Source organism: Brucella gallinifaecis, from assembly GCF_006476605.1.
GTDB classification, from domain to species: Bacteria; Pseudomonadota; Alphaproteobacteria; order Rhizobiales; family Rhizobiaceae; genus Brucella; species Brucella gallinifaecis.
Genome location: NZ_ML636803.1, coordinates 156305 through 180008, shown reverse-complemented (window position 1 = coordinate 180008; position 23704 = coordinate 156305). Strand labels below are relative to the sequence as shown.

The window sequence follows — 23704 nt, the reverse complement described above, 5'->3', positions numbered from 1 at the left end:
TCGCACAGCAATGCAATGTTCTTGGTGTTCTACACACAATGAGAACTTGCATCGGAACCTTTCTTAAGGTTATCCCCTCTTAAAGGCTTATCTTTACAGATAGCCGGGCTTTGTTTTGTTCTTAAAGGGTTTCCAATGCTCGACAGTATGCGTGATGCCGCCAGATCCTGGGTTGCCAAGCTTCTTCTTGGCCTGCTCGTCCTCAGCTTTGCGGCTTGGGGTATTACGGATGCGTTCCAGGGTGAAATGGAAGTGGATTCAGCAATCAGCGCTGGCAGTTCAAAAGTCAGCACATCTGATTACCGTTTTGCCTATGAACAGCAGTTGATGCGGCTTTCGCAACAGTTCCGCCAGCGGCTTAATCGTGAACAGGCGCAACAGCTCGGCGTCGACCAGCAGGTTCTGGCACAGCTCGCAGCCGGGGTCGTACTCGATGAGCAGGCACGCAATATGCAACTTGGTCTTTCCAAGGATGGTATTGCCCGTCTCACCGGCGAAGATCCTTCATTTCAGGATGCAAGCGGCAATTTCAGCCGCGCCCAGTTTGATGCGGTTTTGCGCCAGTCAAACATTCGCCCGCAGGATTATCTCGACAATCGTGCAAAAGTTGCGCGTCGCCAGCAGATCATCGAAGCTTCCACCGACGGCCTGAAAATACCCGACGCAATGCTGAAAGCGCTTGCTCTTTATCAGAGTGAAAGCCGCAGTGCCGACTATATTACAATTGCGGCTGAAAAAGCCGATGCGGTCCCTGCCCCTTCGGATGAAGCGCTCAAGACCTATTTTGAAGAACATAAAGACGAATACAAAGCACCGGAATACCGCAAGATTACCTATGTGAAGCTTGAACCTTCGGATATTTCCGACCCGACGGCTGTCACACAGGATGAAATCAAGGATTATTACGAGAAGAACAAAAGCCGTTTCAGCACCAATGAAACCCGCACGATTGAGCAGCTTAATTTTGCAGATGAAGCCGCTGCAAAGGCTGCACACGAAAAAATCGTGGCTGGCACCAGCTTTGTGGATATTGGCAAGGAACAGGGCAAGAGCGAAAATGATCTGGTTCTTGGCACCTTTGAAAAAACAGCTCTCCCGGATGCAATCATTGCTGATGCAGCATTTGCACTCGACGAAGGCGGCGTCAGCGATGTTGTAAAAGGTGCCTTTGGCCCGGTTATTCTGCGCGTCACAGCAATTAACCCGGCAAATGTAAAAGAACTCGCAGAAGTCGAAAATGAAATTCGCAACACTGTAGCAACCAATATCGCTATCAGCAGCATCAATGGCATTCATGATTCTTACGAACAGCAACGTTCTGAAGGGGCCAGCATGGCAGATGTCGCCAAGGGTCTGAGCCTCAAAGCTGTGACAATCGAAGCGATTGATGACGAAGGTAATGATCCATCGGGTAAAGCCGTCGAATTACCAACCGCGGAAGCGCTGCTCCCGGCTGTATTCCAGGCCGACCAGGGCTTCGACAATGATGCCCTGACGCTGGGTAATAGTGGTTATCTCTGGTATCAGGTTGATGAAATAACACCAGCGCGTGATCGTACACTGGACGAAGTCAAGGACAAGGTTACAGCTGCATGGAAAGGCGAAGAAGCGGTCAAGCGTCTCAATGAACGTATGGCAGAGCTGAAAAAGCGCCTTGATGATGGTGAGACACTTGATGCAATCGCCGCCGATGCAGGCGTCGAAAAACAGACCAAGCGTGGCATTACCCGCAATACGAATGATGCTGATTTTGGTTCGGCTGCAACGGCACAGGTATTCCGTGGCCCGCTTAACCACACAGGTACAGCAGGCGCTGTGTCAAATGATGGGCAGCTTCTGTTCAAGGTAATTGAAGTGGTTGAGCCTACAGCCGCTGGTCCTGAAGCCATTCCAGACGAACAGAAAACCTATCTCGCAACAGCCTTGACCAATGATCTTCTGGAACAATTGGTTGGTGAATTGCAAAAGCAGTACCCGGTTAAAATCAACCAGACGGCCATCAATAACGCACTGGCATTCTGACAAGCAGCGGACATAAAAGAATGGCTGACTTAAAACCCTATATCGCCAAGGCTGCCACCGGCACACCACTGTCGTTCGAGGATTCCAAAGCAGCCTTCGACATCATGATGTCCGGTCAGGCCACCCCTTCGCAGATCGGTGGCTTTCTGATGGCCTTGCGCGTGCGTGGCGAAACCGTACCGGAAATTGCCGGTGCTGTCGCCTCCATGCGTTCACGCATGGTACCGGTTTCAGCACCGGAGAATGCTGTGGACATTGTCGGCACGGGCGGCGACCAGTCCGGCTCATACAATGTCTCAAGCTGCTCTGCTTTTGTCATTGCTGGCGCAGGTGTTCCGGTTGCAAAACATGGCAATCGTGCCCTCTCCTCCCGTTCAGGGGCAGCCGATGCTCTTGCGGCTCTTGGCGTCAACATTGAAGCCGATGCCAATACAATTGGCCGCAGCATCAGTGAAGCAGGACTTGGCTTCATGTTTGCCCCCATGCATCATTCCGCTATGCGCCATGTTGGCCCCTCACGCGTTGAACTTGGCACCCGCACAATTTTCAATCTGCTCGGACCACTTTCAAATCCGGCGAGCGTCAAGCACCAGCTTGTTGGTGTCTTCTCGGCAGAATGGGTTGAACCGCTGGCGGAAGTTCTCAAGGAGCTGGGATCAAAAACCGCATGGGTCGTCTATGGCGATGGTCTTGACGAGATGACCACCGCTGGCACCACCAAGATTGCAGCATTGGAGAACGGCTCAATCCGCACATTTGAAATTGAGCCGGAAGATGTGGGGCTTCGCCGTGTGGATATATCTGAACTCAAGGGTGGAGACGCAGAGCTCAACGCCAAGGCACTGCTGGCAGTTCTCGAAGGTGCTAAAAATGCTTATCGTGATATCGTCTTGTTAAATTCAGCCGCAGCACTGGTAATTTCCGGCAAGGCAAAAGACCTTAAAGACGGTATTGCCCTTGCAACACAATCAATCGACAGTGGCGCTGCACTGACAGTTTTGCAAAAGCTTGTCGCTGTATCAAACGAACAGCCGCTCTGACGGAGAGGATTAAATCATGTCCACCGACATTTTGCGGAAAATCGAAGCCTATAAGCGCGAAGAAATCGCTGCCGCAAAGGCACGCCTTCCCCTTGATGAAGTGAAGGCACGCGCCAGGGATCAATCAGCAACCCGCGGTTTTCTCAAGGCTCTAGAAGCAAAACATGCGGCCAACAAGTTTGCGTTGATTGCAGAAATAAAGAAAGCAAGCCCGTCAAAAGGGCTTATCCGCCCGGATTTTGATCCACCCGCATTGGCGAAAGCCTATGAGGATGGTGGTGCCGCCTGCCTTTCTGTTCTAACCGATACACCATCTTTTCAGGGGGCGCCGGAATTTCTGACGGCTGCACGCAATGCCTGCTCTCTGCCTGCGCTGCGCAAGGATTTCCTTTTCGATACATATCAGGTCTACGAGGCACGCAGCTGGGGTGCTGATTGTATTCTTATCATTATGGCAAGCGTTGATAATGACCTCGCAAAGGCACTTGAAGAAACGGCTTTTGAACTTGGCATGGATGCATTGATTGAAGTGCATGACGAAACAGAGATGGACCGCGCATTGCAGCTTTCATCGCGTCTCATTGGCGTCAACAATCGCAACCTTCGTACCTTTGACGTTGATCTGGCCGTTTCCGAGCGCCTTGCTAAAATGGTGCCTTCAGATCGTGTACTGGTGGGCGAGAGCGGGATTTTCACCCATGATGATTGCCTGCGTCTTGAGAGGTCCAATATCGGCACATTCCTGATTGGAGAAAGCTTGATGCGCAAAGAGGATGTGGCAAGTGCTACTCGTGAGCTTCTGACTGGCAAGGCATAAGCAATGACTGTGAAACTCACCCATATTGATCAGACTGGTGCCGCCCATATGGTCGATGTTGGCGATAAGGTTGAGACTGAACGTCAGGCAACCGCTGTCGGTGCAGTGAGAATGAAGCCGGAAACTCTGGCGCTTATTCTCGAAGGGAACGCCGCCAAGGGCGATGTTATCGGCGCTGCACGGCTTGCTGGCATCATGGCTGCCAAGAAAACAGCGGATCTTATTCCGCTCTGTCATCCGCTCATGCTGACGAAAATATCCGTTGAAATTGAATCCGACCAGACTCTTCCCGGTCTGCGCATATCTGCGACAGCAAAACTCAAAGGCCGTACCGGGGTTGAAATGGAAGCACTTACCGCGGTTTCTGTAACCTGCCTCACTATTTATGACATGGCCAAAGCCGTCGATCGCCATATGGAAATCACTGATATTCATGTTTCAGCAAAGAGCGGCGGAAAATCAGGCAACTGGGAAGCCTGAAGTTTTCAGACGAGAGGAAGCCATATGTCCCTGCTGCCAGTCGATGAAGCACTTGCGCGCATTCTAAATAGCGTGCAACCGCATGGTACAGAGAATCTCTCCCTCTCTGAAGCAGGCGGGCGTGTTGTTGCAGAAGCCGTTCAGGCCAAACTGCAGCAACCTCCCTTCGATTGCTCGGCCATGGATGGCTATGCGCTGATTGCACCTGAGAAGATAAATTACCCTCTGGAATTCAATGTCATTGGCGAATCAGCGGCTGGTAAACGTTTTGAAGGCCGTCTGAAACAAGGCCAGGCTGTGCGTATTTTCACCGGCGCACCTATGCCCACAGATGCAGACAGCATCGTTATTCAGGAAGACACCGAACGTTGCGGGGAAAAACTGACAATCCATCAGGGATTAGACAAAGGTCGCCATATCCGTCGTGCGGGATTAGATTTTGCCCCCGGAGACATTGTAGTGCCGGTTGGACGCTCTCTTGATGCGCCAGCGCTTTCACTTGCAGCCGCCAGTGGCAATGCAACAATCTGCGTGTTCCGGCAACCACGTATCGCTATACTTGCTACAGGTGACGAACTCGTTCCCCCAGGAACAATCCCCGGCCCGGACCAGATTGTAGCTTCCAACAGTGTTGGAATCGCTGAGATTATCCGTCGTGCAGGTGGCACTCCAGAAGATCTGGGCATTATAGTTGACGATGCAGCAAAGATCGAAACGGCAATCAGTGACGCTTTTGCAGACAATATCGATATTCTGGTGACAATTGGTGGCGCGTCAGTCGGAGATCGCGACTTCGTTCATGATGCTTTACTCAATTGTGGCGTCGATCTCGATTTCTGGAAAATTGCCATGCGTCCGGGCAAGCCGCTCATGTATGGTCGCAAAACAGTTTCCGGTAAAACAGTGCATGTTATCGGACTTCCTGGTAATCCGGTTTCCAGCCTTGTTTGCAGCCTTGTTTTTCTGCGCCCACTGGTTGCCAAACTCTCCGGCACAGAATTGAGCGCAGACATTCGCCCGGCAAAGCTCGGTACAGCATTGAAATCCAATGATCATCGACGCGATTATATCCGCGCAACTGTCATACAGGCCCCTGACTGCACACTCATTGCAACCCCGTTTTCCGTGCAGGATTCATCAATGCTTACGGCTTTGGTCCGCTCTCAGGCATTATTGATCAGAAATGAAAATGCTCCTGCTGCAAAAGCTGGTGAATCATGTAAAGTATTGATCTTATAGTTAAACAAGTCATATTCAGAAACTATATCAATTATAGATAATCTAGAGCATATACTTTGAATGCTAAACCTGTTTTGAAGTGACAATTGGCAATCTGTCTGTTTCAAGATTTCCATTTTTGGAAGCTTTTGATGGAACTAGCGCTAAACACCAATTTGCGATCGTGTGTTTTAAAGGTTGCAAACAAAGAATTGTCGGTGCGTAATCCGGGTGTATGCGATACGAGGTGTCAGCAGCGACAGCGCCCCCTGGGTTTCTGGTGCGCGGGATGATGAGTTGAAAGTACGACATCAGGGTCAATGAAGCGGCTCAATACAAAACAACCATTTTCCTTTGACTTTTATACAGGTCTCGTAAAGACGCTACGAACCAAGTGTTGGGCATCTACGTCTTTGTAACTGAGCAGCAATCTGCAGTGAGTACTTAACAACCTTTCTAGCCGGTATCGAAAATACCTAACGTGGCCGTTGCAATACACCACAAAGTAAGTACCGCTGCATGGATGAGATTACCATAATTGGGCTGGATTTTACCAAAGCTGTTTTCCAGTTACCTGCGATCTCGTCAGATGGCCGCATCCTTGTTCGCTGCGCATTGCATAAACCACAAGTGCTGGGTTCTTGAAAAGTTATGCACCACAGGAAGTGATTTAAACTTCCGGGCCATTACAAAAAATGAAATAATAACGGAGAAAGTTCGCATACCGCTATCGCTTCATTAATAGCATAAATGTTCTATTCAATTATGCTCAGGATAACAGATGTATTGACTGCAATTCAGCGTCTGGTGTGCAGGCAAAATCACCCAAGACTGAGAATAACATATTCGCAACGCATACATCACTGTAAAAACCAATAAACAAAAACTGATTTTTTATCCCGGCCCTTCCGCCATTGTCAAAAAGTATCGCGGCAATCAAAATAGAAGTACTTTTGTTTATTTCTTCTCCATCTGGTCGCGTCTGGCTGGACACTTCGGCAAACAGACCCTTCAACAAAAACGCAGAAAAGAAGAAGTTCCGGTAACCGCGCACACGCTTAGAAAAGCTGGGGCTGTCTTTGCTTCTGAGACCGAGGCAATCCACATAAGTTTTCAACAATGTATGGTTTCTCTGCAACAATGATAGCTGAATTATATACAAGGAATAGAAATAAACTTTGCCTTGCAGAACGTGGAGTGAACAAGCTATACCCGCACCGGTAATCTGGGTGCGGGGATTAGGACGAAGTAAACAACAAAAAACAATAAGGTTTTTGACTAAGGCAAAATACCAGCCTTGTATTAACGGCAAATCCGAATTAATCGGTCTAAAACCTAGAGCGCTACGCGCTTTCGTTCTATGCTTATACGCATGTCTTTAACCCAAAACCGGTTTCCACTTTTGGGAGGCATGCTTGAACATTCTCGGTAATCCCGGAAAGCCGAATGCTCTCCGGGATTATGTCTTGAAAAGGATAAATTCATGCGTGCCTTGCAGCTTCTTGATGACCGTCGTCTCGAAATGACCGACATTGCACCACCTGCCGAGCCCGGCAATGGCGAAGTAACAGTGAGGATCAAGGCCGTTGCACTCAACCATATTGACGTATGGGGCTGGCGCGGCATGGCATTTGCCAAGCGCAAAATGCCATTGGTGATCGGAGCCGAAGCATCCGGTGTGGTTGATGCAATCGGCCCGGGCGTATCCAATGTTCTGCCGGGTCAGCTCGTGTCGATCTATGGTGCACGCACATGTGGTCTGTGCAAGGCTTGCCGTGAAGGTCGTGACAATCTCTGCGAGCATGTGGGCGGCGTTCACGGTTTCCATCTCGATGGCTTTGCCTGTGAAGCCGTCAATCTGCCAGCACGTTTGCTGGTTCCCGCACCTCCCGGTGTTGATGCGATTGGTGCGGCTGTTGCTCCTGTTACCTTTGGTACGGTTGAGCATATGCTGTTTGACAATGCCAAGCTCCAGCCGGGTGAAACAGTGCTTGTTCAGGCCGGCGGTTCAGGCATTGGTTCGGCGGCTATTCAGCTTGCCAAGAAGATGGGCTGCACAGTCATCACCACGGTTGGCTCAGACGACAAGATCGAAAAAGCCAAGGCGCTTGGTGCTGATCATGTCATCAACTATCGTGTTGACCGCTTTGAAGGTGTTGTGCGCAAGCTTACCAGGAAAAAAGGCGTTGACGTTGTGTTTGAGCATGTTGGTGCCGACACATGGGCAGGCTCAATGCTCTGCATGAAGCGCGGTGCACGTCTTGTCACCTGTGGTTCAACCTCCGGTGTATCGACCAATATGAACCTGATGCAACTGTTCCAGCAGCAGCTTAAAATCCTCGGCTCCTTCGGTTGCCGCATGGAAAATATGGCTGATGCGATGCAGAAAATGGCGCAGGGTGTTGTACATCCGGTTATCGACACCATTGTCGGCTTTGATGACATTGACACCGCCTTGAAGCGCATGGAAGGCCGCGACGTGTTCGGCAAGATCGTATTGCAGATCGACTAAGCTCCGGCCCAGTAAATGATGTTCAAGTTCAAGCTTCTTCTCTTCAAGTGGTCGCGCAAGCTCAAGCAGTTTAACTACTGGCTTTGGGCGCAGGCTGTGTTTATCGCGCTCGCACTGCTGCGTCTGCTGCCTGCCAAAAGCGCAATCCGCTTTTCGGCATGGTTTGCGCGAAAAGTGGGACCGCTCACACCTCGACACAAGGTTGCCACCAACAATCTGCGTCTGGCTTACCCTGAGAAGAGCGACGCTGAAATTGAGAAAATCGCCGTTGAAATGTGGGATTCGATGGCACGTCTTTTCGCGGAATATATTTTCCTCGATGCGATCTTCGATTTTGATCCCAATGCGACGGAACCGGGGCTGATCGAAGTCGAGGGCATTCCGATTTTTGAGCGTCTGCGCGACGAGAAAAAACCGCATATCTTTTTCACCGCACATACGGGCAATTTTGAACTTCTGCCGATTTGTGCAGGGACATTCGGCCTTGATGTAACCGCCCTCTTCCGTCCGCCGAACAATCCCTATATCGCAAAAACAGTTCTTAAAGCACGCAAGACCAATATGGGTCATCTGGTGCCTTCCAAGGCTGGCGCCGCATGGTCGCTGGCGCGTGTTCTGGATGCAGATGGCAATGTCGGGATGCTGGTGGATCAAAAATTCCAGCGCGGCATTCCCTCCACATTCTTCAATCGCCCCGTAAATACCAATCCGCTTTTGGCAAAGCTCGCAAGGCAATATGATTGCGATGTTTATCCCGCACGCTGTATTCGCCTGCCCGGTGGCCGTTATCGGCTTGAGTTGAAAGAGCGCATGGAACTGCCACGCGACGAAAAGGGCGAGATCGACATTGCTGCGACTGCGCAGCTTCTTAACGATACTGTTGAGGAATGGGTACGTGAATATCCGGGCCAGTGGATGTGGTTCCACAAACGCTGGGGTTGAGATTCAATATCTGCATTCGGTAAAAAACTGGCCGAGCGCATTTTATCATATGATGTGACAAGCATCTTGCAAGGGAGACAACCATGCGTCCTATCGCAATCGCCCCATCCATTCTGTCCGCAGACTTTGCGCGTCTGGGTGAAGAAGTCGATGCTGTGCTTGAAGCCGGTGCAGACTGGATTCATATCGATGTTATGGATGGCCATTTCGTACCAAATATCACATTTGGTCCACAGGTCGTCAAAGCAATCCGTCCGCGCACCAAGGCGTTCTTTGATACGCATCTGATGATTGCGCCATGCGATCCTTACCTTGAAGCCTTTGCCGATGCAGGCTGTGATCTGATCACAGTCCATGCCGAAGCAGGTGCACATACGCATCGTTCGCTCCAGAGCATACGCGCATTGGGCAAAAAATCCGGTCTGGCGCTCAATCCGGCAACACCTGTCGAAGCTCTGACCAACGTCATCGACGATGTTGATCTTGTGCTGGTCATGACCGTCAATCCGGGCTTTGGCGGCCAAAAATTCATCGCTCCGATGCTGGACAAGATTAAACGCGTTCGCGAGATGATTGGCGATCGCCCGATTGACATCGAAGTCGATGGCGGCATCACGCCGGACACCGCCGGTCTGGTTGTTGCTGCGGGCGCCAATATTCTCGTTGCAGGTTCTGCCGTTTACAAAGGCAATTCGGTCGAGAGCTATGCCGCTAACATCAAAGCCATTCGCGAAGCCGCAAAAGCAGCACGATAATAGATTTTTCCGGGGTTATGTGCGTTGAGCGGAGCCTCCGGCTCTGCTAAACACCCAGCACTCCCTTTACCCAAGACCTGCAGCCCGGCAGACGGGCCGCCAAAACAGGATATGCCCATGATCCCGCGCTATTCCCGACCAGAAATGGTTGCTATCTGGTCTCCCGAAACCAAGTTCCGTATCTGGTTTGAAATTGAGGCCTATGCATGTGAGGCGCTTGCCGAACTCGGCGTAATCCCCAAGGAAGCTGCAAAGACCATCTGGGAAAAAGGTAATGTCGCAAAGTTCGACGTTGCACGCATCGACGAAATCGAAGCCGTCACCAAGCATGATGTCATCGCATTTCTCACACATCTGGCCGAATTTATCGGGCCTGACAGCCGTTTCGTGCATCAGGGCATGACCTCATCGGACGTGCTTGATACAACTTTGAACGTTCAGCTTGTACGTGCAGCTGATCTGCTGCTTGCAGATATGGACCGCGTGCTTGCTGCCCTTAAAAAACGTGCTTTCGAACATAAGGATAGTGTTCGTATTGGCCGTAGCCATGGCATTCATGCCGAACCGACCACAATGGGTCTGACATTCGCGCGTTTTTATGCCGAAATGTCGCGCAACCGCGCACGTCTTGTGGCAGCCCGTGCAGAAATCGCGACCGGTGCCGTATCTGGCGCGGTTGGCACATTTGCCAATATCGACCCACGGGTTGAAGAATATGTATGCGAAAAGCTTGGTCTTTCAGCCGAGCCGGTTTCCACGCAGGTGATTCCGCGCGACCGTCACGCCATGTTCTTTGCAACTCTTGGCGTTATTGCTTCGTCGATTGAAAATGTTGCCATCGAAATCCGCCACATGCAGCGCACCGAAGTTCTGGAAGCAGAAGAGTTCTTCGCGCCCGGCCAGAAAGGTTCGTCAGCGATGCCGCACAAGCGTAATCCTGTTCTGACTGAAAACCTGACCGGCCTCGCCCGTCTGGTGCGCATGTCGGTTGTACCAGCTATGGAGAACGTTGCCCTGTGGCATGAACGCGATATTTCGCATTCAAGCGTTGAGCGTGCGATTGGCCCCGATACCACCATCACGCTCGACTTTGCGTTAAACCGTCTGGCTGGTGTTGTCGAAAAGCTGGTGATCTACCCGGAAAACATGCTCAAAAACATGAACAAGTTCCGCGGCCTTGTGCATTCACAGCGTGTTCTGCTTGCTCTCACACAGGCTGGTGTTTCGCGTGAAGATTCCTACCGTCTCGTACAGCGCAATGCCATGAAGGTCTGGGAACAGGGTGCAGACTTCCTTGAAGAACTGCTTGCTGACCAAGAAGTACGTGCAGCGCTTTCTGAAGAGCAGATCCGCGAAAAATTCGATCTCGGCTATCATACCAAACATGTTGATACGATTTTCAAGCGCGTTTTCGGCTAAACATTAGCCTTCATAAATTGAATCCGAAAAAAGCCCCATGCTCTTGTAAGCATGGGGCTTTTTAGTACCTTGAGTTAGGCGCTCTTTTTGATTGTGTTGATCACATTGCCCCATGGATCTTCAAAGACGTGATCATTGCCGCCGCGCGTATCTTCCATTTCAACCCATGCAAGACCTGTACGATCCTTGTCACGCAAGCCCGCACCTGAACTCTGCCAGGCGTTCGCACCGATATGGTGGTGATAACCACCCGTCGACAAAAACACGGCCTTGTCGCCATAGTTCTGCACAGTGTTGAAACCCAGTTCATTATTCCAGAAAGATTCCGCATCTTTCGCATTGCCAACACGCAAGTGAACATGGCCAACAACCGTATTCTGCGGTGCTCCGGTCCATTCACCACCTTCGTGATCAATAACGTCGAGAAGATTTTTCACATCAAGCGCTTCCGTGCCCATGACAACGCGATCACCATTCCACTGCCATGTCTTATATGGACGGTCGGCATAGATTTCGATGCCATTGCCTTCAGGATCAGTCAGATAGATCGCTTCACTGACATTATGATCAGACGCACCGGCAACAGGCAATTGCTTGTCGATGGCACGGCGTGACCAGCGAGCCAGATCGCCACGTGTCGGCAGTAAAAACGCAGTGTGATAAAGACCGGCACTGCGCGGATCATCTGCTTTCGCTGCGGAAAACTGCTCGATCTCCATCAGCTCACGATCGCCAGCGCCCAGCACAATCGAAGCGCCACGGCGTGTCATTTCACGCAAGCCAACCACATCACGGTAATATTCAGCCAGAGATTCTGCATCACGCGCCTTCAAACCAATACGCGCCACCCGAACCGGGGTCGTCATTGCAAAAGGCAAAGGAGCATTTTGGGCTGCGGCCTGATCCGCCACTTTATTTACTGTTTCAGTCATTTCATTCTCCTTCGACGGCATTTCAGCACGTGCGGAAAGAATATTGCTCATAACGGTAGCACCCGCAGTTCCGAGTATCGTTCTTCTGCTGATGGCCATGTTCGCAAAATCCTCTTTGGTGTTATCTTCCGCCTAAAGATCACAATTTCGAGAGTGTTTCACAAGATAGCGATCTGCGAACAAGCTGTTCATCATTTGCGTCATCCGGGTTCCTGACTCTGGCTCTGTGCCAACTCTATAGCTCTGCTTGAAGATGCATTGAAACAACTCTAAATAGGGATCATGAAAGTTAAAGATTCCGATATCCTCATCATTCCCGGCTACACCAATTCCGGCCCTGATCACTGGCAAAGCCGCTGGGAGAACAAACTCTCGACAGCGCGGCGCGTTGAGCAAGCCGAATGGTCAAAACCAGTCAAGGAAGACTGGGTAGCGCAATTGGTTAAAGCCGCAAATGAAGCGACAAAGCCTATTGTTCTTGTTGCTCATTCGCTTGGCGTTGCAACGGCAGTTCATGCCATTCCACAAATCCAGCATAAAGTGGCTGGTGCATTTTTTGTTGCACCTCCCGATGTAGCGAATGAAAAAATCCGCCCCAAACATCTGATGACATTTGGCCCCTATCCACGTGAGCGTCTGCCATTTCCAACCATTGCAGTTGTCAGTCGCAATGATCCCTTCTCAAGTTTTGAAGCCGCAGAAGAGATTGTGAAGGACTGGGGCGCCTTGTTGATTGATGCGGGTGATGCAGGCCATATCAATTCGGAATCAGGCCATGGACCATGGCCGGAAGGCTCTATGGTTTTCGCTGAATTCATGAGCAATCTTCAGCCGCCAAAGTCACATTAAATCAATATCTTATTCTATTTTGTGATCAAATGGATTTAAACCAGCTTGATAAGCGGCAGATGAAATATCTGCCGCTTTTCTTTTATGCGCGGACAGCATCCACCAGCATTTTCGCGCCAAGGCGCAAATAGCCGCCATCATTTGCAAGGGTTACAAACTGGAAGCCCAGCGGGATATAGCGTCGGGCAAATTCTGCTGACGGCGAATAAATGCCTGCGAATTTACCTGCCGCAGCAGCCTTACGAGCGATTGTGCTTATCGGCTCGATGATGGAATCTGAGTCCGGGTTAGCCTCACGGCCATTGCTCCAGGCAATCGAGAAATCAGCCGGACCAACAAAAACGCCATCAATGCCACGGACGCCGAGAATCTCATCAAGCGCATCGTAAGCATCACGGGTTTCAATCATTGCAAAGGCAAGCGTATCCTGATTGGCTGTGACCAGATAATCATTGGAACCCGGCGTGCCGTAATCAGCATTGGCACGGAACACGCCCCATGAGCGTTCACCAATCGGCGGATATTTCATTGAAGCTGCAAATTTACGCGCATCTTCCACCGAATTGATCATTGGAGCGATGACAGCCTGGGCACCAAAATCAAGTGCACGGCTGGCCATATCAAAACGGCCTACAGGAATGCGCACCGCCGGCGGCTTGCCCGCATTCACTATCAGTCCAAGACCACGAAGCACACTCTGCTCATCATGTCCGCCATGCTGCATATCAAGTGTTACAGCATCAAAAGCGCTATGCGCCAGAACTTCAATAGTGAGCGCTTCCGGCAGCGACGACCAAGCCGAGAGCACAGTTTCGCCGGCACGAAGACGCGAAGACAAAGACATGCATATTCCCCTGAATTTCAAAATGAAGGGCGGAAATGCATTTTGCATTCCGCCCTTTCGTCGTCCGTTAGTCTTTCTGGACCTGCTGAACTGCTTCCTCCAGGAAAGCGAACATCTTTTCGCGAATGGTCTCGTCTGTAACGCTCACATTGGCTGCGTCAAAATCTGCACGCAGCTTGCGGAAGACATCTTCGTCACCTGCTTCTTCAAAATCGGCAGCAACAACTTCACGTGCATAGGCTTCTGCATCTGCATCGTGCTTGCCCAGAAGCTCCGCAGCCCAGAGACCAAGAATCTTGTTGCGGCGTGCCTCTGCCTTAAAGCGAAGTTCAGCATCATGTGCGAACTTGTTTTCAAAAGCATTGCGGCGATCATCCATGCCAGTGGCCATTCTTACAACTCCCAAGCTGTTATCTTATGTGAGATCATCATCCATTCTCTTGCCTAAAGCTGGCAAGGAGAGCAAGATTATACAAGAGCCAAACATAACTTTCTTGGTTTATATGGCTCCAAAACGCTTAAAACGGGGGAACGGGCATAAAGCAGGATTGTTAAAAGACCACAATTGCTATAGGTAGCCCGCGAGAATAGCGGCAATTGCCGATCATCACATTTTTGGAAATCCGAGAAAAGCCATGAACCGTCGCCGCCGTATTTACGAGGGCAAGGCCAAGATTCTTTATGAAGGCCCTGAACCCGGTACTCTTGTCCAGTTCTTCAAAGATGACGCAACCGCGTTCAACGCGAAGAAGCATGAAGTTGTTGACGGAAAAGGCGTGTTGAACAACCGCATTTCTGAACACATTTTCACACAGCTCAACCGTATCGGCATTCCAACGCACTTCATCCGCCGCCTCAATATGCGTGAGCAGCTGATCAAGGAAGTGGAAATCATTCCGCTTGAAGTCGTTGTGCGCAACGTGGCAGCGGGATCACTGTCCAAGCGCCTCGGCCTCGAAGAAGGCACTGTCCTGCCACGCTCGATCATCGAGTTTTACTACAAGGCAGACGCTCTTGATGACCCAATGGTCACAGAAGAGCACATCACTGCTTTTGGCTGGGCAAGCCCGGCGGAAATTGACGACATCATGGCTCTCGCCATTCGTGTCAACGACTTCCTTACAGGCCTGTTCCTCGGCATCGGCATCCAGCTTGTCGATTTCAAGATGGAATGCGGACGCCTGTTTGAAGGCGATATGATGCGTATCGTCGTTGCCGATGAAATTTCGCCGGACTCAGCGCGTCTTTGGGATATCAACACCAATGACAAGCTCGACAAGGACCGTTTCCGCCGCGATATGGGCGGACTTGTTGAGGCTTATCAGGAAGTGGCTCGTCGCCTCGGTATCATGAACGAGAACGAAACTTCCCGCCCTTCCGGTCCGACACTTGTGAAGTAAAATCCGCACAGCCCGGAACGAAAGTTACCGGGCTGTTTTCATTCAGCTAAATAAATCAGCAGGAACTACTCAGTGATCAAGGCACGCGTCACCGTTACACTGAAAAACGGCGTTCTCGACCCACAGGGCAAGGCTATTGTCGGCGCTCTCGGCAGCTTGAATTTCCAAGGCGTCAATTCTGTGCGCCAGGGCAAGGTTTTCGATATTGAAATCGAAGGCAGCGACAAGGCAAAAGCTGAAGCCGAAATCAAAGCCATGTGCGAGAAGCTGCTCGCCAACACAGTTATTGAAGACTACGCAATCGTCATCGCCTGACACACTGCGCTCAGCAGGTATTTTTGTGCGCTTTCAGCCCGCTTAACCGCAGTGCTGAAGCCCTCAGATTCAAAGAGACATAAACGCCATGAAAGCAGCAGTCGTTCTTCTTCCGGGCCTCAACCGCGACCGCGACATGATTGCGGCCGTCACCAAGATTTCCGGTCAGGCTCCCGTCACCGTCTGGCAGACAGATACATCCATCCCTGATGATGTGGATCTGATTCTGGTTCCCGGTGGATTTTCCTATGGTGATTATCTGCGCTGCGGCGCAATTGCAGCACGTATGCCAATCATGCAGGCCATTCGAGAGAAGGCCGACAAGGGTGTGATGGTTATCGGTGTCTGCAACGGCTTCCAGATTCTTGTTGAAGCAGGTATGTTGCCGGGTGCGCTGATGCGCAATACATCGCTGAAATTTGTCTGTCGTGAAGTAAAGCTCGAAGTCAGCAATGCCAACACTTCATTCACACGCAATTATCAACCGGGGCAGATTATTCGCTGCCCGGTTGCGCATCATGATGGCAATTATTTTGCCGATGCTGAAACATTGAAGCGTATCGAAGGTGAAGGTCAGGTCGTTTTCCGTTATGCGCAAGGCACCAACCCGAATGGTTCAATCAATGATATTGCCGGTATCGTCAATGCCCGTGGCAATGTGCTGGGCATGATGCCACATCCTGAAAATCTCATTGAAGCGGCACATGGCGGCGATGATGGCCGTGCACTCTTTGCAGGCGCATTGGGAATTGCCGCTTAAAAAAGCCACCCTTTGAACTGATGAAACGGCCCTCGTCTCAAAACGAAGGCCGTTTTTTTGTGCTTGCTGTGGCTATCTTAATTGATAGCACCTGCGCAATCGACTGGCGCGTTATGCAAATTCATGGCAGCTTGGGCATTGCATACTTCCTGCGGCAACCGAATCGGGGAAATTATCGATGCAATTATATTCACGCCCACTCTCCCCTTATTCCGCATTTGTGCGTGGCGTTCTTTATCTCAAGGAGCTTCCGTTCAAACCAATCAACATGCCCTATCCATTTCCGGCGGATTTTGGCAATGTGACACCACTCAAGCGCGTCCCTGTTCTGATCACCGGATCCGGCGAAACACTGTTTGAAGCAGCAGTTATCGCAGAATATCTGGAGGACCATTACCCTGAGACTCCCGTCCTTCCCGGAACCCCGCGTGAACGTGCGCTGATCCGCCTTCTGGCGCGCGTGACAGAGCTTGATGTTCTCGGTCCGGCAATGAAACTTTTTATCCTGCTAAGCCAACCGGAAAAAGACGAGGCTTCCATAAATCGACTTTTTACCAAGCTGCATACTGGCTTGAGCGTCGTGGAATCCCGGCTGACCAATGATGATTTTGCGCTCACAAATGCGCCAACCCTTGCAGATGCATGGCTGCTTCCAGTGCGTTTTCTGATGGAGCCTCTCAAAAAACTGGCCGGAAAACCAGATTTGCTGGATGCCTACCCAAAATTCGACATATATGCAGTGAAAGCAAAGCAAGATCCCATATTTGAGCTTGTCTGGAATGAGATGGGTGATGGATTAAAATCATTCATGCCTCAGCTTGCCTGAGTTACCTGCTCACTTTAACTCTTTGTTTCTATACGTTTTCAGCAATATCAATAACGAAATTGCTGAAAATGTTTTTATGGAGTCTTCCTTGAAGAACAAGACCATTGCGCTTGCAGCACTGTCCGCGCTTGCAATGATTGCAGCTTGCGCACCAAAGCCCTCACCCAGCCCTGCGTCCACCAATGTCAGCAAAGCAGCACTCGCAACCATGGAACGCATTGCTCTGGGTGCCAATAAATGCTGGTTTAAATCCAGAGACAAAGACTTCCGTGGCTATGCATTTGCACCAGAATTAAACTCGTTTACCGGACGTCCGCGCATGTTGGTGGTACCAGCCCGCAATCTTGCGGGACGCCCATTGCTTGTAGTGCAGGCCGAAGGCAATCCGGCACGGATCGAGGCTTTTGGCCCGATGATGCATCAGGCGCAAAGCAGCCGTATCAGTGCAGATATCAACCGCTGGGCATCCGGCCAGAAAGACTGCGGATAGGCTGACATATGCTCCCGCATATGCATTGTTTTTTTTGCTCTCCAACAGTTCGCAACCATATCGAAAACGGCTTCATAACTTTGCGACAATTGCTGGAAAATGGACAAGTAGGCTATGAAGGCTGCATTTGAGCCGGGAAATCGGCATTTTCCTGTCGCGCTTACAAAAGAGTTAGGTTAAAGAGACCCCTTGAAACCTTAGGTGTCCGCCCTTCGGCAGAAGTTTCCGGGTACCGCAGCCTGCGACGGGGTCCCTCATCTACATGACTATTTCAAATAAGCGCGACATCACGCCAGAACTTATCCAAGCTCACGGTCTGAAGCCCGATGAATATCAGCGAATTCTCGACCTGATCGGGCGTGAACCAAGCTTTACCGAGCTTGGCATTTTCTCGGCCATGTGGAACGAGCATTGTTCCTACAAGTCGTCGAAGAAGTGGCTGCGGACGCTGCCGACCACTGGACCGCGCGTCATTCAGGGCCCCGGTGAAAACGCCGGTGTTGTGGATATTGGCGATGGCGACTGTGTCGTCTTCAAGATGGAAAGCCACAACCATCCATCTTATATCGAGCCTTATCAGGGTGCTGCGACCGGCGTTGGTGGTATTTTACGTGACGTGTTCACCATGGGCGCACGTCCGATTGCTGCCATGAACGCATTGCGTTTTGGTGAGCCTGATCATCCGAAAACCCGCCACCTCGTGTCCGGTGTTGTTTCGGGTGTTGGCGGTTATGGCAATGCTTTTGGCGTACCGACCGTTGGTGGCGAAGTCAATTTCGACAAGCGTTATAATGGCAATATTCTCGTCAATGCATTTGCTGCCGGTCTTGCCAGGCATGACGGCATCTTTCTGTCTGAAGCCAAGGGCGTTGGCCTGCCAGTTGTCTATCTTGGTGCCAAGACGGGCCGCGACGGCGTTGGTGGCGCCACAATGGCATCTGCTGAATTTGACGAATCAATCGAAGAAAAGCGTCCTACCGTTCAGGTCGGCGATCCATTTACTGAAAAATGCCTGTTGGAAGCCTGTCTTGAACTGATGGCTTCAGGCGCGGTTATTGCCATTCAGGACATGGGTGCTGCTGGTCTCACCTGTTCTGCAGTTGAAATGGGCGCGAAGGGCGATCTTGGTATTGAACTCATTCTCGACCATGTTCCGGTTCGCGAAGAGAACATGACGGCCTATGAAATGATGCTGTCGGAAAGCCAGGAGCGTATGCTCATGGTTCTCAAGCCGGAAATGGAAGAAGAAGCAAAAGCGATCTTCCGTAAATGGGGTCTTGATTTCGCAATTGTTGGCAAAACCACCGACGATCTGCGCTTTCGCGTTATCCATCAGTGTGAAGAAGTCGCCAATCTGCCGATCAAGGAACTCGGTGACGAGGCTCCTGAATATGACCGTCCATGGATGGAGCCGGGCAAGCATGCGCCACTGCCTGCCAGCAATGTGCCGCAGGTTGAAGATTATTCGGATGCGCTGCTCAAGCTTGTCGGCTCGCCTGACGGTTCGTCACGACGCTGGGTTTATGAGCAATATGATACGCTCATTCAGGGCAATTCCTTGCAGCTCCCGGGCGGTGACGCCGGTGTGGTCCGCGTTGAGGGTCATGCAACCAAGGCGCTCGCCTTCTCATCAGACGTAACGCCGCGCTATTGCGAAGCGGATCCGTTTGAAGGTGGCAAACAGGCGGTTGCCGAATGCTGGCGCAACATTACCGCGACCGGTGCCGAGCCGCTTGCCTCGACTGACAACCTCAATTTCGGCAATCCTGAAAAGCCGGAAATCATGGGGCAACTGGTCAAGGCTATCGAAGGCATTGGCGAAGCCTGCCGTGCGCTCGATTTCCCGATCGTTTCGGGCAATGTGTCGCTTTACAACGAAACCAATGGTCAGGCAATCCTGCCAACTCCGACCATTGCCGGTGTCGGCCTCATCCCTGACTGGTCGCAAATGGCCAAAATCGGCGGCATGCAGGATGGTGACATGCTGGTTCTCCTCGGCGGCGACGGATCACATCTTGGACAGTCGATCTATCTGCGGGACCTGTTCGACCGCGCTGATGGCCCTGCCCCAACGGTTGATCTTGCAATTGAAAAGCGTAATGGCGACTTTGTTCGTTCGGCTATCCGCAATGGTCAGGTAAATGCCTGCCACGATCTGTCCGATGGTGGTCTTGGAGTTGCCGTTGCTGAAATGGCTATCAAGTCAGGCAAAGGTGCAACCCTTGACGCAGGAGATGGTCTTGCCCATGCAACATTGTTTGGTGAAGATCAGGCTCGTTATGTGATTGCGGCAACGCCTGAAATGGCAAAGCTGATTACTCTCAATGCAGAAGGTATGGGGATTCCGTTCCGTATCCTTGGCACGGTCGGCGGGGAGCGTCTGACATTTGGTTCAACAGTTGATGTTGCAGTTGCAGACCTTATCACGGCTTATGAGGGCTGGTTCCCGGGCTTTATGAGTGGTGAAGCAACGACCGATAACTAATCCTTGTCGGTCAGAACTGTTACCAATTGACACCCGGCCTGGAACTCTGTGCCGGGTGTTTGCTTGTCGGCAATATAAACGTTAGACAGTTGAGCATTGACGTATCACGATGATGCGTTACGATTCGGTATGAACTTTATTCTACGCATTATCCGACGCAAAACCGCTGCACATTTTTGCTGGAAATGCTCTACAAGCCCTAAAAGGCAGGAGATTATACATGGCTATGGACGCTCATGAGATCGAAAAACTGATACGCGAAGGTATTCCCGGCGCAAAGGTTACGATCCGCGACCTTGCCGGAGACGGAGACCACTATGCCGCCGAAGTTGTTGCGGAAAGCTTCCGTGGCAAATCGCGTGTACAGCAGCACCAGATGGTCTATGATGCCCTTAAAGGGAACATGGGCGGCGTGCTGCACGCCCTTGCTCTGCAGACAAGTGTGCCGGAATAAACCAATGCAGCCTGTTTTTATGCAACATGGCTAGAGCGCATTTCGATCTAATTTCAACCAGATCAGCGCCTCTAACCAGATATGTTTTAAGCACCGTCTTATCGATGCTCGCCTTATTATGAACAGGTCATAACCTATTAGTTTGACATGAATGATGTAAGACCATCCATTCGGATTTGATAAGGAAAGGCGAAGGAAATGTGGTACATTTTCAAGCCTTTCCGACGACCTTGCCCGTGGGTTGGACTACATCTCTCGGGCATCGAAATGACCTGGCGATCTGCGTTGTCGAATCGCTCAGCAGGGGGAACAACCCCGGTCTTCATGTTTCTCTCTTTGAATATTTGGGCATATCTGGTCATTTCAGATGCCATTCTCATCAGATTAATGGGTCCTGATGCTAGGATCAATCTTCATGCTTTAAGTAACGCAAAAAGCCACAAACAATGCAAATGATCAAGTTTTGCGCCAGAAAAGACAATCAAATCATTGAATGGTCTTACTATCGGGCATTTTACCCATAATGTTAACGAGACTGATTCTTACTGCCACAATCCGAGGACCTTATTTTGACCGACCTGTCCCCCTTCAATAAGTCGTTCGACGCTTTTTTATTTGATATGGATGGTACTATTTTGAGTTCCATTGCAGCGACCGAACGTGTTTGGAGCCAATGGGCCATCCGTCATGGTATTGATCCGGTAACATTTATTCCAACCATTCATGGTGTTCGCGCAGTCGATACGGTGCGCAGGCTCGGTCTGCCGCATCTCGACCCGGATATCGAAGCCAAAATTCTGCTTGATGCAGAAATAGCCGATCTTGATGGGATCGTACCCGTTGAAGGTGCACTCGATTTTCTCAAGGCGCTACCAGAAGACCGCTGGGCAATCGTCACTTCTGCACCGATTGAACTGGCACGGCGTCGTTTGCAAGCAGCCGGGATTGCGCTGCCAAAAATCATTGTTTCTGCTGAAGATGTAGAGCGCGGTAAACCAAGCCCGGAATGTTTTGAACTTGGCGCAAAGCGGCTTGGTTTCGATCCGCATAACTGCCTAGTGTTTGAAGATGCGCCAGCCGGGATTATTGCTGGCGAAACCGCTGGAGCACATGTCATCGTGGTTACTGCAACACATCTGCATTCACCTGAAACTGCTCATAGAAGCATTAAAAGTTACAATGAACTGAAACTGTTGGTTGATCGCGATACAGGTACTCTTTCGCTGAGCGATGCTTCAATCTGATATCCATCGGTTGGCGCGAATTATATCACGCGCCGCCCTTCTCGCCACACGGTGCGGATGATCGGCACATGCTCGGCAATCTGCACACGCACCAGATCACCGCGTTTGCCAATGGCAATCTCGCCGCGATCATCAAGACCGACTGCCCTCGCCGGGTTTGCTGAAACAAATCTGAGCGCCTGTGGCAAGGTGATTTCATCCATCACGTCTGCCATGAAAAACGCAGCCTGCATCATGCTTGCCGGTATATAATCCGACGAAATAATATCAAGATGACCAGCTTCTGCCAGCTCACGCGCCGAAACATTGCCGGAATGTGAGCCGCCGCGCACCATATTGGGCGCCCCCATCAGTACAGACATGCCGGATTCTTTGGATGCTTTCGCGGCCATATGCGTAGTCGGAAACTCAGCCACACGAATGCCTTGTGCATTTGCCTGAGCAACATGATCAGCAGTTGCATCATCATGACTGGCAAGCACAACAGCGCGTGCGTTACAGGCAGTTGCAATTGAGGTCCGGTTTGTTGCCGAATATTGCTGCGATTGTTGCATACGCTTTTCGCAATAATGGATAAACTCTTCTTCGGAAACCTTAAGCTTACTCATATAATAAAGCTTATAGGTCTCAATATCGGTAAATTGACGCTGGCCAGGCGCATGATCCATCAATGATACCAGCCTGACCAGTGGATGCTCACCGAAGCGTTCAAAGGCGCTCAGACAATCAGGAGCTGACACCTCGCAGCGCAAATGCAGAAAATGATCAGCACGTAGCCGTCCGGCTTCACGGCCCTGCGCAATGGCAGACGAGAGCCTACGCATATCCTCAATACCGGTAGCGGCCTCTTCATCGAACCCGATACGAAGTGCATCGAACACAGTTGTAATGCCCGAGGCTGCAATCTGCGCATCATGCGCCTGCACTGCGGCAATCGGATTCCAGCGCACTTTCGGACGCGGCGCATAATGACCCTCAAGATGATCAGTGTGCAATTCCACCAGACCCGGCGTCAGGTAATCTCCTGCCATATCCTTGCCGGAAACCGATGGGCCGGATGCTATATCTGTGATGATGCCATCAACAATTTTTACTGCCCCATAGACCACCTCATCGGGCAGAATAATATTTGCATTTTTTAAAATTAATTCAGTCATTATTCCTCAAGCCCTCCCCACGGCCCGAAAGGACCGCTTGGCCAGCTTATCACCACCGGTCATGGGATGAAGCGAATGAATCTCAAAAGGAGCGCCTTTTTCGCTCTCCACAAACAGCGCCAGATTGGCAACCTCAACAGGTTCATCAAGCACAGGTGAAAAAAACTCATCAAGCGCACGCTCAACCTGCGGACGCTGTTTTTCATTTACAGCCCCTGTCAGAGTCATATGAAAGCGAAACTCATCAAACACATAAGGATAACCCCAGCGATCAAGATTCTGCCGCTGCGTTGCGCTTAAACGTTCGGGACGGCGCTTTGCAATTTCAGCATCACGCAGTGGCGCACGAAAACGGTCAAATGAAACAACAACATCATTGGCAAGCTGGTTAAGTTCTGCAACCGGCTCTTCGGGCGCAAGCGCAAAAAACGGGCCGATAGCCTGAACTTTCAGACGTGGAATCACAAAAGGCCTGCTAGAAGATGCAAAATACATCAAAGCTGAAAGCAGGTCGCTTTCCTCAAAGCCCTCTTCAAGCCTGAAGGGTGCTTTCAGTGTTCCGTGAAAACCATATCGGCGCGGTTCCTCGGTGAGTGCCAAAATATCGTCCGCTGCAAGTGTGCGAATCGCAGGGAGTTTCACTGCCTCGCCACTAAACGCACTGCGCCCCAGCCAGTTTGCAGCTACTTTCAAAAGCGCGTCGCCAGAAGGTGGCGTAAAATAAATCGCGTAACGCATGGTGA

The 23704-nt window shown here is 50.9% G+C and carries 24 protein-coding genes; 18 read left to right on the top strand and 6 right to left on the bottom strand.

Annotated features, from left to right (window positions below; translation table 11 throughout):
• The first annotated feature begins 135 nt into the window (after window positions 1-135).
• Genes FHY56_RS07470 through FHY56_RS07450 form a run of 5 tightly spaced genes read left to right on the top strand, consistent with a single transcriptional unit; the run spans window position 136 to window position 5598 of the window.
• Window positions 136-2022, top strand: coding sequence for a peptidyl-prolyl cis-trans isomerase (locus tag FHY56_RS07470; protein WP_140904548.1), 1887 nt, complete (start codon window positions 136-138; stop codon window positions 2020-2022).
• 20 nt (window positions 2023-2042) lie between these two features.
• Window positions 2043-3062, top strand: coding sequence for an anthranilate phosphoribosyltransferase (trpD, locus tag FHY56_RS07465; protein WP_140904547.1), 1020 nt, complete (start codon window positions 2043-2045; stop codon window positions 3060-3062).
• Window positions 3063-3078: 16 nt separating this feature from the next.
• Entirely contained in the window at window positions 3079-3879 is an 801-nt protein-coding gene (gene trpC, locus FHY56_RS07460; RefSeq protein ID WP_140904546.1) for an indole-3-glycerol phosphate synthase TrpC, read from the top strand.
• 3 nt (window positions 3880-3882) lie between these two features.
• Entirely contained in the window at window positions 3883-4359 is a 477-nt protein-coding gene (moaC, locus tag FHY56_RS07455) for a cyclic pyranopterin monophosphate synthase MoaC (RefSeq protein WP_140904545.1), read from the top strand.
• A gap of 24 nt (window positions 4360-4383) precedes the next feature.
• Window positions 4384-5598 (top strand): molybdopterin molybdotransferase MoeA, encoded by a 1215-nt coding sequence (locus FHY56_RS07450; RefSeq protein ID WP_140904544.1) that lies wholly within the window; start codon window positions 4384-4386, stop codon window positions 5596-5598.
• A 748-nt stretch (window positions 5599-6346) separates the two neighbouring features.
• Here the strand turns inward: FHY56_RS07450 and FHY56_RS07445 are convergent.
• Complete coding sequence (locus FHY56_RS07445) at window positions 6347-6697, bottom strand: hypothetical protein (protein ID WP_140904543.1); 351 nt, start codon at window positions 6695-6697, stop codon at window positions 6347-6349.
• Between the two features lie 363 nt (window positions 6698-7060).
• On the opposite strand from FHY56_RS07445, the gene FHY56_RS07440 reads away from it, so the two are divergent.
• The 4 genes from FHY56_RS07440 (at window position 7061) to purB (ending at window position 11205) form a co-directional block, all read left to right on the top strand.
• Window positions 7061-8089 (top strand): zinc-binding dehydrogenase, encoded by a 1029-nt coding sequence (locus FHY56_RS07440; protein WP_140904542.1) that lies wholly within the window; start codon window positions 7061-7063, stop codon window positions 8087-8089.
• A 15-nt stretch (window positions 8090-8104) separates the two neighbouring features.
• Window positions 8105-9031 carry a lipid A biosynthesis lauroyl acyltransferase gene (locus tag FHY56_RS07435; protein ID WP_140904541.1) on the top strand — a complete coding sequence of 309 codons (927 nt, stop codon included), beginning with the start codon at window positions 8105-8107 and terminating at the stop codon, window positions 9029-9031.
• 83 nt (window positions 9032-9114) lie between these two features.
• Window positions 9115-9786 (top strand): ribulose-phosphate 3-epimerase, encoded by a 672-nt coding sequence (rpe, locus tag FHY56_RS07430; RefSeq protein ID WP_140904540.1) that lies wholly within the window; start codon window positions 9115-9117, stop codon window positions 9784-9786.
• Window positions 9787-9903: 117 nt separating this feature from the next.
• Window positions 9904-11205, top strand: a complete 1302-nt coding sequence (purB, locus tag FHY56_RS07425; RefSeq protein ID WP_140904539.1) for an adenylosuccinate lyase — start codon at window positions 9904-9906, stop codon at window positions 11203-11205.
• 74 nt (window positions 11206-11279) lie between these two features.
• Here purB and FHY56_RS07420 read toward each other — a convergent pair whose 3' ends face one another.
• Window positions 11280-12236 (bottom strand): VOC family protein, encoded by a 957-nt coding sequence (locus FHY56_RS07420; RefSeq protein WP_376889162.1) that lies wholly within the window; start codon window positions 12234-12236, stop codon window positions 11280-11282.
• A gap of 183 nt (window positions 12237-12419) precedes the next feature.
• On the opposite strand from FHY56_RS07420, the gene FHY56_RS07415 reads away from it, so the two are divergent.
• Complete coding sequence (locus FHY56_RS07415) at window positions 12420-12986, top strand: RBBP9/YdeN family alpha/beta hydrolase (protein ID WP_140904538.1); 567 nt, start codon at window positions 12420-12422, stop codon at window positions 12984-12986.
• Window positions 12987-13068: 82 nt separating this feature from the next.
• Here FHY56_RS07415 and FHY56_RS07410 read toward each other — a convergent pair whose 3' ends face one another.
• Window positions 13069-13836 carry an HpcH/HpaI aldolase family protein gene (locus FHY56_RS07410; RefSeq protein WP_193556768.1) on the bottom strand — a complete coding sequence of 256 codons (768 nt, stop codon included), beginning with the start codon at window positions 13834-13836 and terminating at the stop codon, window positions 13069-13071.
• 61 nt (window positions 13837-13897) lie between these two features.
• Complete coding sequence (locus FHY56_RS07405; RefSeq protein ID WP_140904536.1) at window positions 13898-14221, bottom strand: DUF1476 domain-containing protein; 324 nt, start codon at window positions 14219-14221, stop codon at window positions 13898-13900.
• 244 nt (window positions 14222-14465) lie between these two features.
• On the opposite strand from FHY56_RS07405, the gene purC reads away from it, so the two are divergent.
• The 8 genes from purC to FHY56_RS07365 all read left to right on the top strand — a co-directional run bounded on the left by purC (window position 14466) and on the right by FHY56_RS07365 (window position 21804).
• Window positions 14466-15230 (top strand): phosphoribosylaminoimidazolesuccinocarboxamide synthase, encoded by a 765-nt coding sequence (gene purC / locus FHY56_RS07400; protein ID WP_140904535.1) that lies wholly within the window; start codon window positions 14466-14468, stop codon window positions 15228-15230.
• Between the two features lie 72 nt (window positions 15231-15302).
• Window positions 15303-15545, top strand: a complete 243-nt coding sequence (purS, locus tag FHY56_RS07395; RefSeq protein WP_140904534.1) for a phosphoribosylformylglycinamidine synthase subunit PurS — start codon at window positions 15303-15305, stop codon at window positions 15543-15545.
• Between the two features lie 88 nt (window positions 15546-15633).
• Window positions 15634-16305, top strand: a complete 672-nt coding sequence (gene purQ, locus FHY56_RS07390; protein WP_140904533.1) for a phosphoribosylformylglycinamidine synthase subunit PurQ — start codon at window positions 15634-15636, stop codon at window positions 16303-16305.
• Window positions 16306-16483: 178 nt separating this feature from the next.
• Window positions 16484-17131 carry a glutathione S-transferase family protein gene (locus tag FHY56_RS07385; protein WP_140904532.1) on the top strand — a complete coding sequence of 216 codons (648 nt, stop codon included), beginning with the start codon at window positions 16484-16486 and terminating at the stop codon, window positions 17129-17131.
• 88 nt (window positions 17132-17219) lie between these two features.
• Window positions 17220-17621, top strand: a complete 402-nt coding sequence (locus FHY56_RS07380) for a hypothetical protein (RefSeq protein WP_140904531.1) — start codon at window positions 17220-17222, stop codon at window positions 17619-17621.
• A gap of 262 nt (window positions 17622-17883) precedes the next feature.
• A complete protein-coding gene (gene purL, locus FHY56_RS07375; protein ID WP_140904530.1) occupies window positions 17884-20106 on the top strand; it encodes a phosphoribosylformylglycinamidine synthase subunit PurL in 2223 nt (740 codons plus the stop codon).
• A 220-nt stretch (window positions 20107-20326) separates the two neighbouring features.
• Window positions 20327-20560 carry a BolA/IbaG family iron-sulfur metabolism protein gene (locus FHY56_RS07370; protein ID WP_007874594.1) on the top strand — a complete coding sequence of 78 codons (234 nt, stop codon included), beginning with the start codon at window positions 20327-20329 and terminating at the stop codon, window positions 20558-20560.
• Between the two features lie 569 nt (window positions 20561-21129).
• Window positions 21130-21804: an HAD family hydrolase gene (locus FHY56_RS07365; RefSeq protein ID WP_140904529.1), complete on the top strand. Its 675-nt coding sequence runs from the start codon at window positions 21130-21132 to the stop codon at window positions 21802-21804.
• Window positions 21805-21824: 20 nt separating this feature from the next.
• On the opposite strand, the gene FHY56_RS07360 is transcribed toward FHY56_RS07365, so the two are convergent.
• Together FHY56_RS07360 and FHY56_RS07355 are read right to left on the bottom strand one after the other, a co-directional pair.
• On the bottom strand, window positions 21825-22961 hold the full coding sequence (locus FHY56_RS07360; RefSeq protein WP_376889152.1) for an alpha-D-ribose 1-methylphosphonate 5-triphosphate diphosphatase: 1137 nt from the start codon (window positions 22959-22961) through the stop codon (window positions 21825-21827).
• 6 nt (window positions 22962-22967) lie between these two features.
• On the bottom strand, window positions 22968-23699 hold the full coding sequence (locus tag FHY56_RS07355) for a DUF1045 domain-containing protein (protein ID WP_140904527.1): 732 nt from the start codon (window positions 23697-23699) through the stop codon (window positions 22968-22970).
• Between the last annotated feature and the right edge of the window lie 5 nt (window positions 23700-23704).